The organism is Streptomyces sp. NPDC087901, from assembly GCF_044742205.1.
GTDB lineage: Bacteria > Actinomycetota > Actinomycetes > Streptomycetales > Streptomycetaceae > Streptomyces.
The window spans coordinates 213,748-229,155 of sequence record NZ_JBIUUC010000013.1; the positions used below are offsets into that span (position 1 = coordinate 213,748).

Consider the following 15,408-nt stretch of genomic DNA (forward strand, 5'->3'; position numbering starts at 1 on the left):
GATTGGCTCGGGCGCGGCGCGCCTCGACCACGGCGGCGATCGCATGTGGAGGATCGATGGGGCGCTGGTCTCGAGAGGGGCCACCCGGCGCCGCTCCACCGCGTGAAGAGAGACCCGGTCATGAAACCGTTGAGCGCCCCGCAGTTCCAGCCCCCCGCCACCTGGGTGCGGGTGCCCGACAGGTACGACGCGCTCGGCGTCGTCCCCGGGGCGGCGTGACCGCCGCCCCGCGCGGGGGAGCGCCCGGTGGTGGCCGTTACGGTGAGGCGTTCTTCCGCCCCGAACAGGCGGGAGAGGGTGAACGCATCGATTTCGGAGCCCTCGCCTACGACGACTTCACCATGGCCCGGCTGCGGGCAATCGGTGCGGGCCCCGGATGGCGCTGCCTCGACGTCGGAGCCGGCACGGGCACGGTCTCCTGTCGGCTGCTGGATGAAGCCGGGGTGGAGAGCGTGCTCGCCGTGGACCGCGACGTGCGGTTCCTCGCGGAGCGGCCCGTGCCCGGGCTCGACGTGCTGGAGGCCGATGTCACCGCCCCGGAGTCTGTCTCCGGCCGCTTCCAGCTGGTCCACGCACGCTTTGTGCTGATGCACCTGCCCGAGCGGGACCGTCTGATCAGGGCATGGGCCGAACTTGTCGCGCCCGACGGTGTGCTGGTGCTCAGCGACGCGGTCGACCTCACGAGTGACCGCACGCCCGGTACGCCGTACACCGCGGCGATGCGGGCGATGTGGCAGGGGCTGCGGACAACGATCGGTACCGATGTCTCCTGGGTGCCGTCGTACCCGCAGATGTTGCGCGGGGCGGGGCTCACGTCCGTCGCCGCTGAAATCCATGTGCCGCCGCTGCTGCCGGGCAGCGCCCTCAGCAGGTTCTGGGCGGATACGTGGGAGCGCAGCAGAGCGGCGATGGTCGCCACCGGGCTCGTCGACGATGCGGCCATTGACGTGGCGGTCCGGTATCTGGGGTCCGATGAATGCGCCGCGCTGTCGGCCGGCATGTTCACCGTATGGGGACGTAAGCCGGAGGCGAGTGCGGGATGAGCAGCCGCCGGCCAGGCCTCAGCCGTACCGCTCAGGGCGCCCGTTCAAGTGCTCAGGTTCGTGCCCGAAGAAGCAGGCTCAGCGGGCCGCGGCCGGGTCCCGGTGCGGCGCTCTGCCGCGTCGGCACCGGGTGGCGGTTGAGTGTCACGGCAGCATGTTGCGGTTGAAGAACTCGGATTCCTTCGCGGTCCGCTCGTCAAGGCGTCTGCCTCGATCGCGGGGGGACCGTTCGCCAGGGCACGGGTGTGGGGCCCTCGGGCGCGGGTAGTCGGAACGACGTCCGGAGCCTGAATACCCGTGAAACCGGAGGATGGCCATGGCGGTGCCGAAGACGAGCGTGCTGGTACTGGACTGCGCAGAACCGAAGGAACTGGCCGACTTCTACGCCGTGTTGCTCAATGCGGAAGTCCATGTCAGTCATGATTCCGATATCGTCGAGGTGGTGGGTCACAGCGGGGCGCATCTCGCGATCCGCAAGGATCACGGTTACGCGCCGCCCAGTTGGCCGCGGCCCGAAGATTCCCAGCAGGCTCATCTGCGCATTCTGGTGGCGCGGGAGGACATGGACGAGGCGGAACGCGAGGCCGTCGGTCTCGGCGCGCGTCCTCTGGACACGAAGGACAACGGGGGCGTCCGAGACACGCGCCTCTATTCCGATCCCGCCGGGCACCCCTTCACGTTGGCCACACCTGGCTGATCCGCGGTACGGGCCCGGCCTCTCCAGCTGTGCGGGACGGACCTCCGGTGATCCTCCGAAGCACGCATGACGTGCTCGCGAACGCGCGAACCCATGAACCGAACCCGTGAACACACGAAGGAGTCCTCATGTCCTCTTCAATCGTGGAGACCGTAGATATGAAGGCCCCGGTGGCCGTCAGCTGGGCACTGTGGAGTGATGTGGCGCAGTGGCCCAGGTTCCTGAGCCATGTCCAGCGCGTCGATCCGCTGGACGAACGCCGGTTCGCCTGGCAGCTCGCACTGCCGGGGGTCGACAAGAGTTTCGTCGCCGAACTCACCGAGGTCACAGTGGAAGACCGGATCGCCTGGAAGACGACGGAGGGCGTCCATCACGCCGGTGTCGTCACCTTCCATCGACTGGACGAGGAGTCGAGCCGGCTGACTCTCCAGGTCGAATACGACCCCCAGGGATTCGTGGAGCACTTGGGAGCCCTCACCAATCTCGACTCGGTTCTTGCCAACTACGACCTCGGTGAGTTCCAGAAGCTTGCTGAGCGGACCGCCGCAGGCGACGCGCGCTGACCGTCGGACTCCGGCCTGCCCCGGCCGTCCCGATTCTTCCTCACCGCTCCTTCACCGGGGCGTGACCGCTCGCCGGATTCCGATTCCTTCCGTGTACCAAGGGCGCGCCATCGTGCAGGAGGCAAGGGTCCAGTCCGGCGTGATGGCCCAGCCGCAGCGCGTCCGCGCAGTGGCTCGGGGGATCGGCGCGCCCGGGGCAGGCCGGCTGCGTCGGCCGGCGAGCAGCATCCCGGACGCACGCGTGCCGGTCGTCTGCCTACCGGCGAACGGGTGAGGAACGCCTGATAGACCGAGGCGGCCGAGGCGTGGGAAGCCGGGGAAACGCAGGGGTTGCGGGGCAGTACCTGGCCTCCGCAGCACATGACGGGCCCGTTTCCCAGGGCCCCCGACGGGATACACGCGTTGCATGAACACCACTGGGGCGTGGGGACGCCTGATCTGCACGCTCCGTACGGTCCTGCCGTCCGACGCGGGGCCGGGACATGTATTGCTCGCGATGGACCGCATTGAGCGTTCCGAGCGCGCCGACCGCCTGGCCGACGCCTTGCGGCGGACGGTCCGGGCCGTGCCCATGGGACGGGGGAGGGACGTTCTGCACGGACGGTGGCTGGGCCATCCCGTGCATCCGCTGATGGTGCAGTTGCCCCTGGGCAGCTGGATGTCCGCCGCCGTTCTGGACTGCCTTCCGGGCAAGCAGCGAGCGGCGCGGACCTTGGTCGGGGTGGGGCTGGTGGCCGCGCTCCCCGCGGCGCTGGCCGGCTGGACGGACTGGGCGGAGCTGCGCCGACCGCAGATGCGCGTCGGGCTGGTGCACGCGGCCAGCAACGCGGCAGGTGTCGCGCTCTACGCAGTCTCATTTGCCGCCCGTACCCGCGGCCACTTCGGCCGAGGCCGGCTGTGGGGCCTTGCCGGGCTCACCGCGGTGAGCGTCGGCGGCGCCGTAGGCGGTCATATGGCCTTCCGCCAGGCATCGGGAGCCAACCACGCTGAACACATTCCCGACGTCGTCGGGCCGGGCTGGCACCGTATCGGCGATCTGTCGGACTTTCCGGTGGGCGAGCCCGTCCGCGCCCACGTGGGCGACGAGCCGGTCGTGGTGGTACGCGAGGAGGCCGGCGCCGTCCATGTCCTGGCTGGCCGGTGCAGTCACATGGGTGGCCCGCTGTCCGAGGGCGAGCTCATCGACGGCTGTCTCCGCTGTCCCTGGCACGGCAGCGCCTTCCGTCTCTCCGACGGCTGGAACGTCACAGGCCCGGCCACAGCTCCTCAGCCCCATTTCGTCACCCGCATCACCGACGGCGTCGTGGAGGGCCGCCTCGGCAATCTGGACGAGACCGAGGCTTCGAAATCCGACGGCGCCGAGAGCGAACGGTAGACGAGGGGAGCGTTCGGCTCTGCTGTGTTCGGTCCCGAGTCCATCGTCGTGGGCGTGACCGGGCGGCTCGGCTGAAGGCTGCCGTGGGGACGTCGTGGAGACGCTGCGTTCGGTTTGACCCCCGGGGCCTGGTCCGCGACGGTCAAGATCTGCTGAACTCCTCCGACGCGGCGGTCTTCCGACACCGACACCCCGATTCGAGACGTCGGCGAGTGGACACACCTGCCAGAAGCCGTCCGCGACCACCGCACCACGCCCTGAGCTCACCCATCCAGCAGATCCCGCAGAACCTCGTACTGGTCCGGGCGGGCAAGGCTTCGAACCACTCGACACCCTGCCCGATCGGGCGCAGGCTCTGCGCGAGCTCGTTCAACATGACCGTGCGTTTGTCCATCCGCCAACCTCCGCGATCCGGCTGATGTCAGTAGCCCCGAAGGCCGTCGAAGCAGATCGCGAAGTGTGACTGGAGTATTAGGACGTATACGCCGCTCCCAGCACGTCTCCAAGAATGAGGAAGTACGGCAGCGGCGCGGTCGGGGGGCCTTTTTGAGCTGGGTTGCCTGCAAGCTTGGAGTTTCTGTCGAGGTTTGAGGTGAGTTCACAGAGCCACAAGTACCCCAAGGGCCCCTCGCGGACGACGGCTGCTCCGAATGGCATGGTGAGCCGAGCCGACAGGGCGGACGCCGCAGTGATCCGGCTCGGCTCAGGGGAATGACCGAGGAGCGGGTGCCAGGCCCGTCCTCGCTGATCAGTGGTGGCCATGGGCGCTGCTGGACGCTCCGCCGAAGAGTTTGGCAAGGGCACGGAACGGAAGCGTGACGACCGTGGCTATGGCGCTTCCGATGGACCTGAGAACATCTGCGATGGCTTTCAGCACGGTGGAACCTCACCTAGAAATTTTACGCGACCTGGGTGCTTGCTTCAGTGGACTGCTATTCAGCGGATACCCGGATGCGGAGAGTGGAAACAGGTGAGATTCCGGGAATCGCTGGGCGACTCCGCGTTCTTCCCTGAATGCTGCAGGCCCCTCGGTTTTCCGGGGACACTTGAAGGGGAGGCTATTCCTGTGGAGTCGTCCTGCACGTAAGGTGGTGTTGAGAGAGGAGCAGCACAGAAGTCGGCCGACAGTTGAAGAACCCGGATTCTTAAAGTCCAGGAATGCCCACAGTGGCACTCCAACTGCGCCGCAGGTCGTGCTCTTCACACGCTGGTCATCGGCGCTCAGCACGTCACCTCAGAGGGTGGGCCATAGGCGCGGGCGCGGTCAGATGCCGACGTTGAAGTATGCGGCGCGGCAGCATCGAAAAGGCGATCATGAGTGGGTCTGTGCGACGTCCTGCGCGGCGGTGAGTCCCTCGATGCCCGTGGCGCCATCGATGATGGCGTGGGTGGCGCCGCGATGAACGGGTGGTCCTGCTCGCCGGGCACCGGACCGGCCCGGTGAGCCCCGATTTCAGGCGCCCGGGAGGAAGAGGCAGAACGGGTGTCCGTGGGGATCCAAAGGTGTGAGCAACCGGGAGCTCCTCGAAGCTCTGCACCGGGCGGCAGACCTTCGGTGAAGCCGCGGTGATCCTTCGGCTGCCGCCCTTTCGGCCACAGCCATCATGGCAGAGAGCAGCGGTTCAGCAGGACAGAGGCGTGCAGGGCATCCATCCCCCGCTCCAGGAGCAGAAGTTGGCCGACGCGGTGCCTGTGAAAGGGCCTGGGCCGTCCCCGGCCGGCTTCGTACGCCGTCCATTGGCCGAGCAGCCTGCGTCCGGGCGCTGGCGGACCAGGATCGTCCGGCTGACGGGGTGGACGGGTTCCTCGTCAGCCTCGGCGCCCCGCTCCCCATGTCACTCAATCCGTCACGATCCGCAGCCTCCCGACCTGTGCGTCTGGGAGGCCCGCTCACGGTAGCCACCACCAGCGCGTGCAGCACTCGGGGGTGGCGGCATTGCGAGACGGCAACTGTGCCCGTGAGTTCTGCGCCTGCCCGGCCAGGACATCGACTGACAGGTAAGCCGGTCGCTCTTCGCAGATGCACGGCCTGCTCCACGTCCGACAGGGCATGGCGCCGATGACCCGGTGGTTCCGGTGACCGTGCTGCAGCTCCGAGACCTGCAAGTGGTGAATATCAGTCCTCGGGAACCTGCGGAAAGCTGACCGGACATGCGACGCGCTGTAAGGTAGGGAAACAGCACTTGACCTGCAAAAACGCAGGCAGGAAGCCTAGCCCGGGAGCAGCTCCATGATGCGCACCATGTTCAAGTCCAAGATCTAGCTATTTGGCGTTTCCGCAGGTCAGAGGCATCGTGTGCCCCCTTCAGGTCAGCAAACGGTCAGCATGCGTCCCGGACGTGTCCCCGCTTGCTGACCTGCGACCTGCAGTGCGGCGCCTGAGCACGATTCTTGGGCTGGAACGGATGGTTCATCGCGTGGCCCGACAGCTCGCCCGCGGCATGGGGTCCTTCTTCAAGGACTGCGGCTGCACGAAGCCGACCCGCTGCCCTCACCAGTACTCGATCCGCTTCCGGGACGCGCTCGGCAAGCAGCGCGAGGAGTCCGGTTACGGCACGCAGGACGACGCGATCGAACGCCTTACGCAGCTCTACTCGGAGAAGAAGACCACAGCGCCGACCGTGGCGGCGGCCCGCCGTGAACTGGGTCAGCTGACGGTCGAGGAATACGCGAAGCTGTGGCGTCCGCGGCAGCGCAGAATGACGGACTACTCCACCGGCTGGCACGTCGACAGCTCAATTAACGTGCACATCGTCCCGCGCCTGGGATCGCGGAAGCTGAACTCGGTTACACCGATGGTGGTCGAACGCTTCCTGGACGAGATGCAGAGCGACGGCGTCGGCCGCGGGAACCAGGTGAACATATTCCGAGTCCTCAAGACCATCCTGCGGGACGCCTACACCAAGGGGGCCATGGCGGACGACCCGGTGAAAGGGATCCAGGAGCCCGAATGCGTTCGGTCAACGGTTGCCATTCCCTCTCTCGCATACGTGACGAAAGTACTGGCCGTCGCCGACGAGGACCTGGCGCTGGAGATTGTCATGATGGCGGGATGCGGCCTGCGCAACGGTGAGGCGCGGGCGGTAAACGTCAACAACGTCGTGGCGCAGGACGTGTACCGGGTGCGCGAGCAGATCCATTCCAACACGTTGAGGCCGGCGAAGCTGAAGCACCGCAAGGCGGGGGAGTTCCGGGAAGTGCCGCTGCCGCGGTCGGTGCGAGAGGCGATCGAGCGGTATGCGGAGAAGCACGGCACCACGAAGGACGGCTACCTGCTACGCGGCCCGGGCGGCTACTTCACCGAAGGCATGGAGCGGCGCCGCGTGAAGAAGCTCTTCACGGACTTGCCGCCGGAGGTAGGGGTGGGCATGTACGGCTTCCGTGATGCCGTCGGTGTTGGGGTTGATGGAGCGGCGTGCGGGGCTGGCTGGTGGGGGAGAACGGACGGTTCATGCCCGGGCCCGGGGGCGTCGGCCGGGGCGCTTCTCCGGCCAGCGCGGGGCATCGCCGGCCAGGCGCCGCCTGATCGTGGCTGCCCAACACGCCATCTGCTGGTGGTGATCGGGGCGGCGTTCGTGGTCGCGGTTGAGGCGCTGATCAGGCAACGGGCTCCCTTGGTCGGGTTGGTGTCGCAACCGCGTCGCTGCCAAGGGGTCCCTTCTTTCATGCCCTCGGCCGCACCCGAACCTCCGGCCAAACGCTCACCCGCGCCACACACCTCGAACGAAATCCGGTTTGCCACAAGGCGCCAACACACCGGATGGGCTGCGGCCACCACCCATTCTTTGCAGCCCTCAGGCCGAAGGCCGGCCGTATCCGAGCACGTCGCGGACTGCCGATTCCGGTGATTGTTCCAGGCGCGAGGTCTTCCCGGACCGGATGGTCGAGGAGCGCTATGTCAGCTTGGCTGTCACCACCTGCTGGTACAGCGCTGCACATCTTTGGCGACCGCCGGCGGACAGAGGCGCCGTCAATTCTCGGTTCTGGCACCTGGTAGGCGTCGACTCGCTTGGTGAGGTTCTTTGACTGTGTCGGATCCTCGCGCAGAGCTCGGACGGCGGCGGCGAATGGCCCGGCAAGCCCAGGAGGAGGACATCGCCTCGGTGATCCCCTGCTCGGGCTACAGGAACCGCGCACAGCGCGACGTGACCGCCACCTACGGGCCTCCCGCATGGGGGACGTGCCGGCAGACCGCTGGCATCGGAGCCCGGGAATCCCTTGCGCTCAGCAGCAGCCAGGCCTTGCGGGGCTAACCCCGCCGGGTGGCACTGTGCTATCTGGCAATTTTCCGTGTGAGGTGCGACACAGTGCGTCACATTGCGAAGGGATGTGACACCGACGTCATGAGTAAGAGCGGAAGGACAGCAATCGGCTGTGGGTCGGCTGATCTCTCAGCTCGGTGACATGTCCGTCCTTCTCGGCTCAGCCGGGAGGTTACTCCCCTGCTTTACCTGGTCAGCGCGTTCGGCAGGGAGGTGGAGCTAGGAAGCGACCGAGGTCCGCCCCGCTGCGCCCCGCACGGAGTGGTGACCTGTGGCGGCGTCACATTTGCCGCCCATCGTCCCATAACCAAGTCAGCGGGCGGTCCTTGTGCTGCTTGCCCGGACATGTGCTCAGCGCTGCATCCAAGTCCTGACCGGATCGTAAACGGGCAGGTCAGACATTGAATGGGGTGTCTTTATGTGAACAGGGGAGGGGGGTGCGGGGCTAATTCCTGGCCGTACCAAAGTGTTCACCACCACCCCCTTGCTGCCTGGGCAACAAGGGGGTGAACCAGCCGGGACGTTCGTCGTCAAGCGTTCGCGAATCCGTTGGAACAGCCCCCGACCGGGAGCCGGATCGGATTTCGCGAGAACTCGAGGGCGGGCTCCGGATTGCGGACTGTGGCCCGCGCTCAACCCGAGCGCACCACCAACAAGGAGACCTGTCGTGTCCTCGCTCGCCCTGCTCGTTCTGCTGCTCCTGGTCCTCGTCGTCGCCCTAGTGCTGGGCGCCCTGGGATACCTGGTCCACCGTCACCCGGTGCTTGCGACGCCGGTGATGGTGGCCATCGGCGGCGCTGGCCTGCTCGCGGCCTGCATCGTCCCGATCGCCGTCCGATGACCGGGCGGCAAGCCGCGCCTGCTCACGGATGGGCGAGTCTGGGACCGGCCTCGGCCGGGAGCCCAGGGACGGTGCGGGGGCCGCCCGGTTGACCAGGCGTGGTGAGTCCCACTCACCAGGCGGAGCGGTACTCACCACGGGCCGTCGGTGAGTGCCGCTCACCACCCCGGCCGCGTGCGCCTCCGGTCCCTGCGGTACGTCACCGGGTTGACCTACCGCGATGAGGACCAGGAGCGCGACCTCGACCGGATCGGGGGCAAGGGCTGGCTTCCGCCGGCCCTTGCTCGCTCGCATGTTCAGGCGGTGGCAACGGGCCTGGACATGAGCCGCCCGGAACTGATGCACAAGATCGCCGCCTCCGAAGGCTCACTCAGCCTCCACGACCTGGCCCGCTAAGGAGGCCTGACCTGCGAAGGGTGGAAGGAGGTGGAGCGCCGGGGCTGGGAACGGTTCAGGACGCTGTCACTGCGGATCCACCGCCCCGATCATGCCGCCCTGCGCGACATCGAGTCCGCAGCCCGCACCTGTGCACGCAAGGACGTCCTGGACGTCCTGGACGTCGACTACCTTCAGCTCGTCGAGATGGCGCGCATGAATGTTCCGAAGTTTCCGCCCATTGATTTCCTTATTGTGCATGCCGGACATCGACGACCGGCCGCACACTTCGTTGAACGTCGGGTCGGTGCCGTTGATGCTGAATAGGTGTACCGCCGTATCCAGCTTTTTCGCGTAGGTGCCGATACATGCATTACCGGTGGGGGTCGTGCTGCCGGCCAGCACTGCGGGGTTCAGTCCGTTCCCGGCCGCGGACATGCCACCGCTGTTGTACGACGAGGCGAACGCGAACGCGTCACAGTTCAGCTCGCCGGACACGTCGACCAGGACCCGAACACATCACCCACTAACTCCGCCAACTCACCCCGGAGCCGCTCTACATCCCCCAGCTTCACACCCTAGGGGCGCCCACCACCAGGCAAGATCACTCAAGGTAACGAAATGCTACTAGGCCGTGTTTTGGAAGTTACTGGTGTGCTGGGTGGACCGTCGGGGAAAGTCGCGGGCGGCCATCCAGATCGCGAGGGCCCGGGCTTGCGGTTGCCGCTGCGGCAGCTTCTACCGTCTTTAACAGGGCCGGAGAACCGGCCCGATGACGCGATCGTGAGGGAGACAGCGATGGACTGGCCTATCGCGGAGGTCGCTCGGATGTCGGGCGTGACCGCCCGGACCCTGCGGCACTACGACGAGATCGGCCTGCTGCCACCCGCCCGGATCGGTGCCAACGGCCACCGCTACTACGAGGAGCATCAGTTGCTGCGGCTGCAGCAGATTCTCCTGCTGCGGGCGCTGGGCGTAGGACTTCCCGAGGTCGGCCGGATCCTGGCTGAGCAGGTCGACGAGGTGGACGCCCTGCGCGGACACCACCTGCGGCTGCTTGCTGAGCGGGACCGGATCGACGCCCTGGCCGGCACCGTCTCCCGCACGATCGCCGAACTGGAACAGTCCAGAAAGGACGGCAACCCCATGACCATCAACCGACCGGAGAACCTGTTCGAGGGCATCCAGCCCTCCCAGTACCAGGAGAGCCTGCACGACTTCCCCGGGCACGCCGAGGAAGTCGCCCGAAGGGTCGCCGTGATGACCCCGCAGGACATCGAGGCCGGGCAGCGCGAGCGAACGACGCAGATGATCCTGCTGGCCGACCTGATGGCCGCCGGCCACCCGGCCGACGCCGCGCCCGTGCAGGCCCAGATCGACGCCCAGTACCAGGCCATGACCGAACTGCGACCCGTGTCGGCCGAGGAATACCGCGCCGTCGGGCGCTCCTGCGTGGACAACAGCGCCTGGCGCTCCGCGTACGAGGCAATCGCACCGGGCCTGGCCGCGTACCAGCGCGACGCCATCGAGGCGTATGCCACAACCCGGCTCAGCTGACTGGGCGCCGGGCTGTCACAAGGGGACCAGCCCGGAAAGCAGTCGGTCCAACAGGCTCACCTCGCCCGGCCTACCAGTTGCCGAGCGAGGTGCTGCCCGTCATCGTGACCATCGAACCCAGGCCGAATGAGTGCCTCCCAACGAGCAGAACGATCGCTGCTGGCACTCGCGGGCAGAGCCACCCGGGGATGGCACTTACGCCAGGTCAGAGCCATTCGTTGATAGCTGCGATGAGGATGCTTGCCTCGAAGCGGACCGCAAGTTTGTCGAACCGGGTCGCCACCGCCCGGTTCCGTTTCAGCCGCTTGATGCCGCACTCAACCGCGTGCCGGGCCTTGTAGTCCTCGCGGTCGAAGGCCGGAGGCCGCCCGCACAGCCGTTCCCCGGCGTTTACGGTGGCCGGCCTGGTCGGCACGCTCCGGGATCGTGCAGCGGATTCCGCGCTTTCGCAGGTAGGCCCGGTTGGCGCGTGAGGAGTACGCCTTGTAGCCCCGCACCCGCAGCGGCCGGACACGTGGACGGCCAAGTCCGGTGCGAGGCACCCTGATGCCATCCAAAACGGCGGCGAATTGAGGACTGTCACCACGCTGACCTGCGGTGACCAGCAAGGACAGTGGCCGCTGGCCCTGCTCACACGACAGGTGGATTTTGGTGGTGAAGCCTCCCCGTGACCGGCCCAGGCCGTGGTCGTCTGGCTCCGTGCGGGTGCCGCCCGGCGGTTCCTTCTGAGCCCTTCCGTCCCGGCGGGCGCCTGCCGCGTGCTGATGGGCCCGGCAGATCGTGGAGTCGATGTTGATCTCCCAGATGATGAGCCCGGCCGCGTCCGCACGGACTTGCAGCCGGGTCAGCAGGTCGGACCAGGTACCGTCACGTTGCCAGCGGCGGAAGAGCCCAAAGACCGTCTGCCACGGCCCGTACTGCAACGGCATATCCCTCCACGGAGCACCGGTCCGCACCCGCCACCGGATCCCGTCGATCAACTTCCGCCGGCCCAACGACGGCCGCCCCACCAACACGACCGGCAACAGCGGTTCCAACACAGCCCACTGCTCGTCAGAAAGATCCCCTCTCCCCACACCGAGATCATCGCCATGCGGGACGGGGTACAGAGCCGACTTTCAAAACACCTAGCGGCTGAGCATCGCCAGGAGCGTGCGCCGCGGCAGCAGGCGGGTGGCGAGGACGAAGAGCGAGTTCGCCCGCCCGGGGACGACGGTGGGGCCGGTGCGGCGGTCCAGGGCGCGCAGGGCGGTGCGGACCACTGCCCGCGGGCTCTGGACCAGGGCCGCCGGGGCGTCCTGGTGACGGGGGGATCCGGATCCGGAGCCGGACTCGGACTCGGACCCGGTCCGGGACTCCGGCTCCGACTCCGTGGAGGTCGGGCCGGGGCACAGGGCCATGACGTGGACGCCGAGGGGCCGTTGTTCGTGCCAGAGGGCTTCGGAGAAGGCGGTCACGAAGGCCTTGCCGGCGCTGTAGACGGCGAGGCCCGGGGCCGGGGCGTGCGCGAGGGTGGAGGAGACGTTGATGAGGGCGTCCCCACGCCCGGCCCCGGAGAGGAAGGCGTGCGTCAGTACGACGACGGCCTCGGCGCCCAGCCGCACGGAGGCCAGCGCCTCCTGCGGCAAGGTCCCGGTGAAGGGGCCGTGGTGGGCGGTGCCGGCATTGTTGACCAGGAGGTCGAAGGGGCGTCGGGCCAGCTCGGCGGTGACCAGCTCCTGGCCTTCGGGGGTGGCGAGGTCCGCGACCAGGTAGCGGTGGCCCGGGCCGAGCTCCCGGACGAGGGCGCGCAGCCGGTCCTCGCCCCGGGCCACGGCGGTCACCGCGTAGCCGGCCAGGGCGAGTTCGCGGGCGAAGGCCAGGCCGATGCCCGAACTGGCCCCGGTGACCAGGGCGGTGCGGGCGGTCACTTCTCGGCCCCGGGCACCGTGTCGGGCGACAGCAGGAAGGAGATTTTCTCCATGACCGGCTGGCGCTGGGTGTTCTGGAATGCGGCGATCCGCCACTGCCCGTCGCGCTCGCGGGTCAGTGTGTACGTCTGGACCTTCGACAGCTCCTTCGGCCGGCTGCCCTCGTAGGTGTCGCCGCGGCTGGTGACGATGGCTGCGTTGGGGCCGAGGAAGCGGATGCCCAGGATCGAGTCGGCCAGCTCCGTCCCCTTGACGAAGCCGCCGAAGAGGGCCCGGTGGGCCTCGGTGATGTCGCTGCGGCCCTGGTAGTGGGTGCCGACGTAGGTCGTGTACGTGGCGTCCGTCGTGAAGAGAGCTCCGTACCCGTCGGCGTCGGCGGCGCCCCATGCCCGGGCGAGCGAAGCCAGTACGCCGCAGACGGCGTCGCGGTCACTGGTGGTGGAGGCGGGGCCCGCGCCGCTCGAGGCGGGGGTGACGGCCGTGCACTCGGCGGTGCCGGCGGCCTTGACCTCCGAAATGGAGTCGAGCCACAGGTAGCCGCCGCCGGCTGTGAGTCCGAGGGTGAGAGCGGTGGCGACGAGGGCGCGCTTCAGGGTGCGCCGCCGGGAACGGTGCGCGGTCGGGGCGTCGGCTGCGCTGGCCCCCTCGCCGGTCCGGTCGTTGATCTGGCTGCTGATCTGGTCGGTGGTCATGCGAGCTCTCCGTAAGGTCGTTCGGGTGTCGGTGGGCGCGGATCGGCTGCGCACGGTCAGTGCTCGGCGGCCGGGACGAGACCCGGGGCGAAGCGGTAGGACACGGCCTCCATCAGCGGCTTGCGCTTGGTGTTCTGGAAGGCGGCGATCCGCCACTGTCCGTCCGCGCCGGCGGCCGTGTCACGGACGAGGACGTACGTCTGGATCTTGCTGAGCTTCTCCGGGCGCTTGCCCTTGTAGGTGTCCCCGCGTCCGTTCACCACGGCCACGTCGGGCCCGTAGAAACGGACGTCGAGGATCTCGTCGGCCAGCCGGGTGCCCTTGAGGAAGCCTGCGAAGAGGGTGCGGTGGCTCTCGACGATGTCTCGGCGCCCCTGGTAGAAGGTGCCGACGTAGGTGATGTACGTGGCGTCCTCGGTGAACAGCTCGCCGTACGCCCCGGCATCGTGCCGCTCCCAGGCGGCGACGAGCCGGTCGAGCGCGGCCTGAACGGAGGCGACGGACTCGCTGGTGGACTGCATGACGGACCACTCCCCAATTGGCTAAACTGATGCAGATGCTGATCGAACGCAGTATCTGCATGCGTGCAGATATAAATGTAGGAGGCGATCCCGAGAATGGCAACAGGCGGCGACGGCCCGAACGCGCACACGACCTTCCGGCAGTACCTGGACGCCGTCGGCCTCCAGGGTCTGGCCAGTGCCGAGGCGGCCGGTCTGCACACCTCCGAGTGGTACGCGCTCAGCCTCATCACCCTGGAGGGGAGCCTGTCCTCCGGCGAGCTCGCCACCCGCACCGGGCTCACCACGGGCGCGACGACCCGGCTCATCGACCGCCTCGAACGGGCCGGCTACGCCCGCCGGGCCGCCGATCCGAGTGACCGGCGCCGGGTCATCGTGGAGCCCGTGGCGGACGCGCTGGACCGGGTCGAGGACGTGGTCGGGCCGGCCCGCAGGCACATTGCGGCGGTCATCGGCTCCTATACCCCGGAGCAGCAGGCCGTGCTCTTCGACTACTTCGCCCGCGCCGCACCCGCGTTCCGCGCGGCCACGGAGGAGATCCGCGGAGCCACCGCGCCCCGGCGGGGCAAGGGGCGCACGGAGAAGCCAGGCTGAGCCCAGCAACTCCCTCTGAACTGCGGCTCTATCGGCTCGTGCGGGGCCACCACCTCAGGGGGGCAGCCCCGCAAGCCCGAGTTTCGCACTCGACTTTGAACGAGCGATCGAGCACCCGGACACGGCAGCAGGAGAGGACTTCGACGTCATCGTCCACCTGCGTACAGCGCGAGCCTGCTCTTGCCGTCGGAGAGCGCGAGGTGGCGCAGGGCCTCGTCAGCTGCGGCAGCGACCTTGGCGGCCTGCGTCTCGCGGGCCTGCTTGGCACGCGCGACGGTCAACTGCGCGTCGGCCAGGTCGAGTAGCGGGTGAATGGGCACGGGCTCCCGCTGCCCCCGGGTCTCCCCGCGGGCCTTGTCGGCGGATCTGCGCCTGCAGGGCCCGCTCGGTCCCGGCGGCCGCGGCCGCCGCCTCATCCTCGCGCCGCGCATTGACGGGGCCGGTGGCGATGAGCCGGGCCAGCTCCTGGGCGGCCCGGTCGCCGTACGGACGCGGGTTCCAGGCCCGGACCCCGGCGAGCTCCCGCTCCTCGCGCATGTCGGCCAGGCGCCGCTTCTGCTCGTTCGTCAGCCGGTACTCACGCTCCTGCGGTTGGGCCTTGCGCTGGTGTGGGTTGTGGAGTGTGGTCGACCGGGCGCGGGCGGCCTTGGCGACGACGTTCCGGGTCCGGGTCGGCGACGGCACGACGGTGGGGGCCGGCGGTTCATGGAGCAGTAGGAGACCATCGCGGCCGGGCGCGACTGCCCGAGATACCGGGCGAAGGCGTCGATGGCGCGTTCCAGGCTCTCCTTCTCGGTGTGGGCGTCACCGAGCCGGGCGAGGTGTCCTCGCTCTCGATGTCAGCGAGTGGCAGCCACAGGTGGTTTGGCCTTCTTGCCCCGGGTCAGCCCGGGGTACGTCGCGAATGCGTTGGCGCAGGGCCCGTACAGCAGGCTGGTGTCGCAGGTCATCCCTGGGAGGCGGCGATCGTCATCGCGC

The 15,408-nt window shown here is 68.3% G+C and carries 16 protein-coding genes; 9 read left to right on the forward strand and 7 right to left on the reverse strand.

Annotated features, from left to right (window positions below; all coding sequences use genetic code 11):
* Positions 1–215 precede the first annotated feature (215 nt).
* The 4 genes from ACIOEW_RS32010 (at position 216) to ACIOEW_RS32025 (ending at position 3,678) form a co-directional block, all read left to right on the forward strand.
* Positions 216–1,043 (forward strand): methyltransferase domain-containing protein, encoded by an 828-nt coding sequence (locus ACIOEW_RS32010; RefSeq protein ID WP_362556365.1) that lies wholly within the window; start codon positions 216–218, stop codon positions 1,041–1,043.
* 316 nt (positions 1,044–1,359) lie between these two features.
* A complete protein-coding gene (locus ACIOEW_RS32015) occupies positions 1,360–1,740 on the forward strand; it encodes a VOC family protein (protein ID WP_401968049.1) in 381 nt (126 codons plus the stop codon).
* Positions 1,741–1,868: 128 nt separating this feature from the next.
* Positions 1,869–2,303, forward strand: a complete 435-nt coding sequence (locus ACIOEW_RS32020; RefSeq protein WP_401968052.1) for an SRPBCC family protein — start codon at positions 1,869–1,871, stop codon at positions 2,301–2,303.
* Between the two features lie 496 nt (positions 2,304–2,799).
* Positions 2,800–3,678: a Rieske (2Fe-2S) protein gene (locus ACIOEW_RS32025; RefSeq protein WP_362556416.1), complete on the forward strand. Its 879-nt coding sequence runs from the start codon at positions 2,800–2,802 to the stop codon at positions 3,676–3,678.
* Positions 3,679–4,426: 748 nt separating this feature from the next.
* Here the strand turns inward: ACIOEW_RS32025 and ACIOEW_RS32030 are convergent.
* Positions 4,427–4,555, reverse strand: coding sequence for an LPFR motif small protein (locus tag ACIOEW_RS32030; protein WP_362556371.1), 129 nt, complete (start codon positions 4,553–4,555; stop codon positions 4,427–4,429).
* A gap of 1,540 nt (positions 4,556–6,095) precedes the next feature.
* On the opposite strand from ACIOEW_RS32030, the gene ACIOEW_RS32035 reads away from it, so the two are divergent.
* From ACIOEW_RS32035 to ACIOEW_RS32045, 3 genes are all read left to right on the forward strand, one after another.
* Positions 6,096–7,526, forward strand: coding sequence for a tyrosine-type recombinase/integrase (locus tag ACIOEW_RS32035; protein WP_401968055.1), 1,431 nt, complete (start codon positions 6,096–6,098; stop codon positions 7,524–7,526).
* 1,081 nt (positions 7,527–8,607) lie between these two features.
* Positions 8,608–8,781, forward strand: coding sequence for a hypothetical protein (locus ACIOEW_RS32040; RefSeq protein WP_362556374.1), 174 nt, complete (start codon positions 8,608–8,610; stop codon positions 8,779–8,781).
* A gap of 174 nt (positions 8,782–8,955) precedes the next feature.
* The gene (locus ACIOEW_RS32045) at positions 8,956–9,177 is read left to right on the forward strand and encodes a hypothetical protein (RefSeq protein ID WP_362556376.1); all 222 of its coding nucleotides are present in this window, start codon (positions 8,956–8,958) and stop codon (positions 9,175–9,177) included.
* A gap of 66 nt (positions 9,178–9,243) precedes the next feature.
* On the opposite strand, the gene ACIOEW_RS32050 is transcribed toward ACIOEW_RS32045, so the two are convergent.
* Positions 9,244–9,654, reverse strand: coding sequence for a hypothetical protein (locus ACIOEW_RS32050; protein ID WP_362556378.1), 411 nt, complete (start codon positions 9,652–9,654; stop codon positions 9,244–9,246).
* Positions 9,655–9,954: 300 nt separating this feature from the next.
* On the opposite strand from ACIOEW_RS32050, the gene ACIOEW_RS32055 reads away from it, so the two are divergent.
* Positions 9,955–10,713, forward strand: coding sequence for a MerR family transcriptional regulator (locus tag ACIOEW_RS32055; protein ID WP_401968059.1), 759 nt, complete (start codon positions 9,955–9,957; stop codon positions 10,711–10,713).
* Positions 10,714–10,918: 205 nt separating this feature from the next.
* On the opposite strand, the gene ACIOEW_RS32060 is transcribed toward ACIOEW_RS32055, so the two are convergent.
* From ACIOEW_RS32060 to ACIOEW_RS32075, 4 genes are all read right to left on the reverse strand, one after another.
* A protein-coding gene (locus tag ACIOEW_RS32060; protein ID WP_401968062.1) for an IS5 family transposase occupies positions 10,919–11,789 on the reverse strand; the annotation gives its coding sequence in 2 pieces (ribosomal slippage) (positions 10,919–11,086 and positions 11,088–11,789; 870 coding nt in all).
* A 51-nt stretch (positions 11,790–11,840) separates the two neighbouring features.
* Positions 11,841–12,623: an SDR family NAD(P)-dependent oxidoreductase gene (locus ACIOEW_RS32065; protein ID WP_401968065.1), complete on the reverse strand. Its 783-nt coding sequence runs from the start codon at positions 12,621–12,623 to the stop codon at positions 11,841–11,843.
* The gene (locus ACIOEW_RS32070) at positions 12,620–13,315 is read right to left on the reverse strand and encodes an SgcJ/EcaC family oxidoreductase (RefSeq protein WP_401968068.1); all 696 of its coding nucleotides are present in this window, start codon (positions 13,313–13,315) and stop codon (positions 12,620–12,622) included. The genes ACIOEW_RS32065 and ACIOEW_RS32070 overlap by 4 nt, the downstream gene beginning before the upstream one ends.
* A 56-nt stretch (positions 13,316–13,371) precedes the next feature.
* A complete protein-coding gene (locus ACIOEW_RS32075) occupies positions 13,372–13,836 on the reverse strand; it encodes an SgcJ/EcaC family oxidoreductase (RefSeq protein ID WP_362556388.1) in 465 nt (154 codons plus the stop codon).
* 96 nt (positions 13,837–13,932) lie between these two features.
* On the opposite strand from ACIOEW_RS32075, the gene ACIOEW_RS32080 reads away from it, so the two are divergent.
* The gene (locus ACIOEW_RS32080) at positions 13,933–14,430 is read left to right on the forward strand and encodes a MarR family transcriptional regulator (protein WP_362556390.1); all 498 of its coding nucleotides are present in this window, start codon (positions 13,933–13,935) and stop codon (positions 14,428–14,430) included.
* Positions 14,431–14,576: 146 nt separating this feature from the next.
* Here ACIOEW_RS32080 and ACIOEW_RS32085 read toward each other — a convergent pair whose 3' ends face one another.
* On the reverse strand, positions 14,577–14,750 hold the full coding sequence (locus ACIOEW_RS32085; protein ID WP_401968070.1) for a hypothetical protein: 174 nt from the start codon (positions 14,748–14,750) through the stop codon (positions 14,577–14,579).
* Positions 14,751–15,408: the final 658 nt, after the last annotated feature.

What these genes read in the sequence shown, in the direction of transcription:
- ACIOEW_RS32015 (WP_401968049.1), top strand. Translation starts at nt 1,360, where the DNA reads ATGGCGGTGCCGAAGACGAGCGTGCTGGTACTGGACTGCGCAGAACCG.
- ACIOEW_RS32020 (WP_401968052.1), top strand. Translation starts at nt 1,869, where the DNA reads ATGTCCTCTTCAATCGTGGAGACCGTAGATATGAAGGCCCCGGTGGCC.
- ACIOEW_RS32025 (WP_362556416.1), top strand. Translation starts at nt 2,800, where the DNA reads ATGGACCGCATTGAGCGTTCCGAGCGCGCCGACCGCCTGGCCGACGCC.
- ACIOEW_RS32055 (WP_401968059.1), top strand. Translation starts at nt 9,955, where the DNA reads ATGGACTGGCCTATCGCGGAGGTCGCTCGGATGTCGGGCGTGACCGCC.
- ACIOEW_RS32070 (WP_401968068.1), bottom strand. Translation starts at nt 13,315, where the DNA reads ATGACCACCGACCAGATCAGCAGCCAGATCAACGACCGGACCGGCGAG.
- ACIOEW_RS32075 (WP_362556388.1), bottom strand. Translation starts at nt 13,836, where the DNA reads ATGCAGTCCACCAGCGAGTCCGTCGCCTCCGTTCAGGCCGCGCTCGAC.
- ACIOEW_RS32080 (WP_362556390.1), top strand. Translation starts at nt 13,933, where the DNA reads ATGGCAACAGGCGGCGACGGCCCGAACGCGCACACGACCTTCCGGCAG.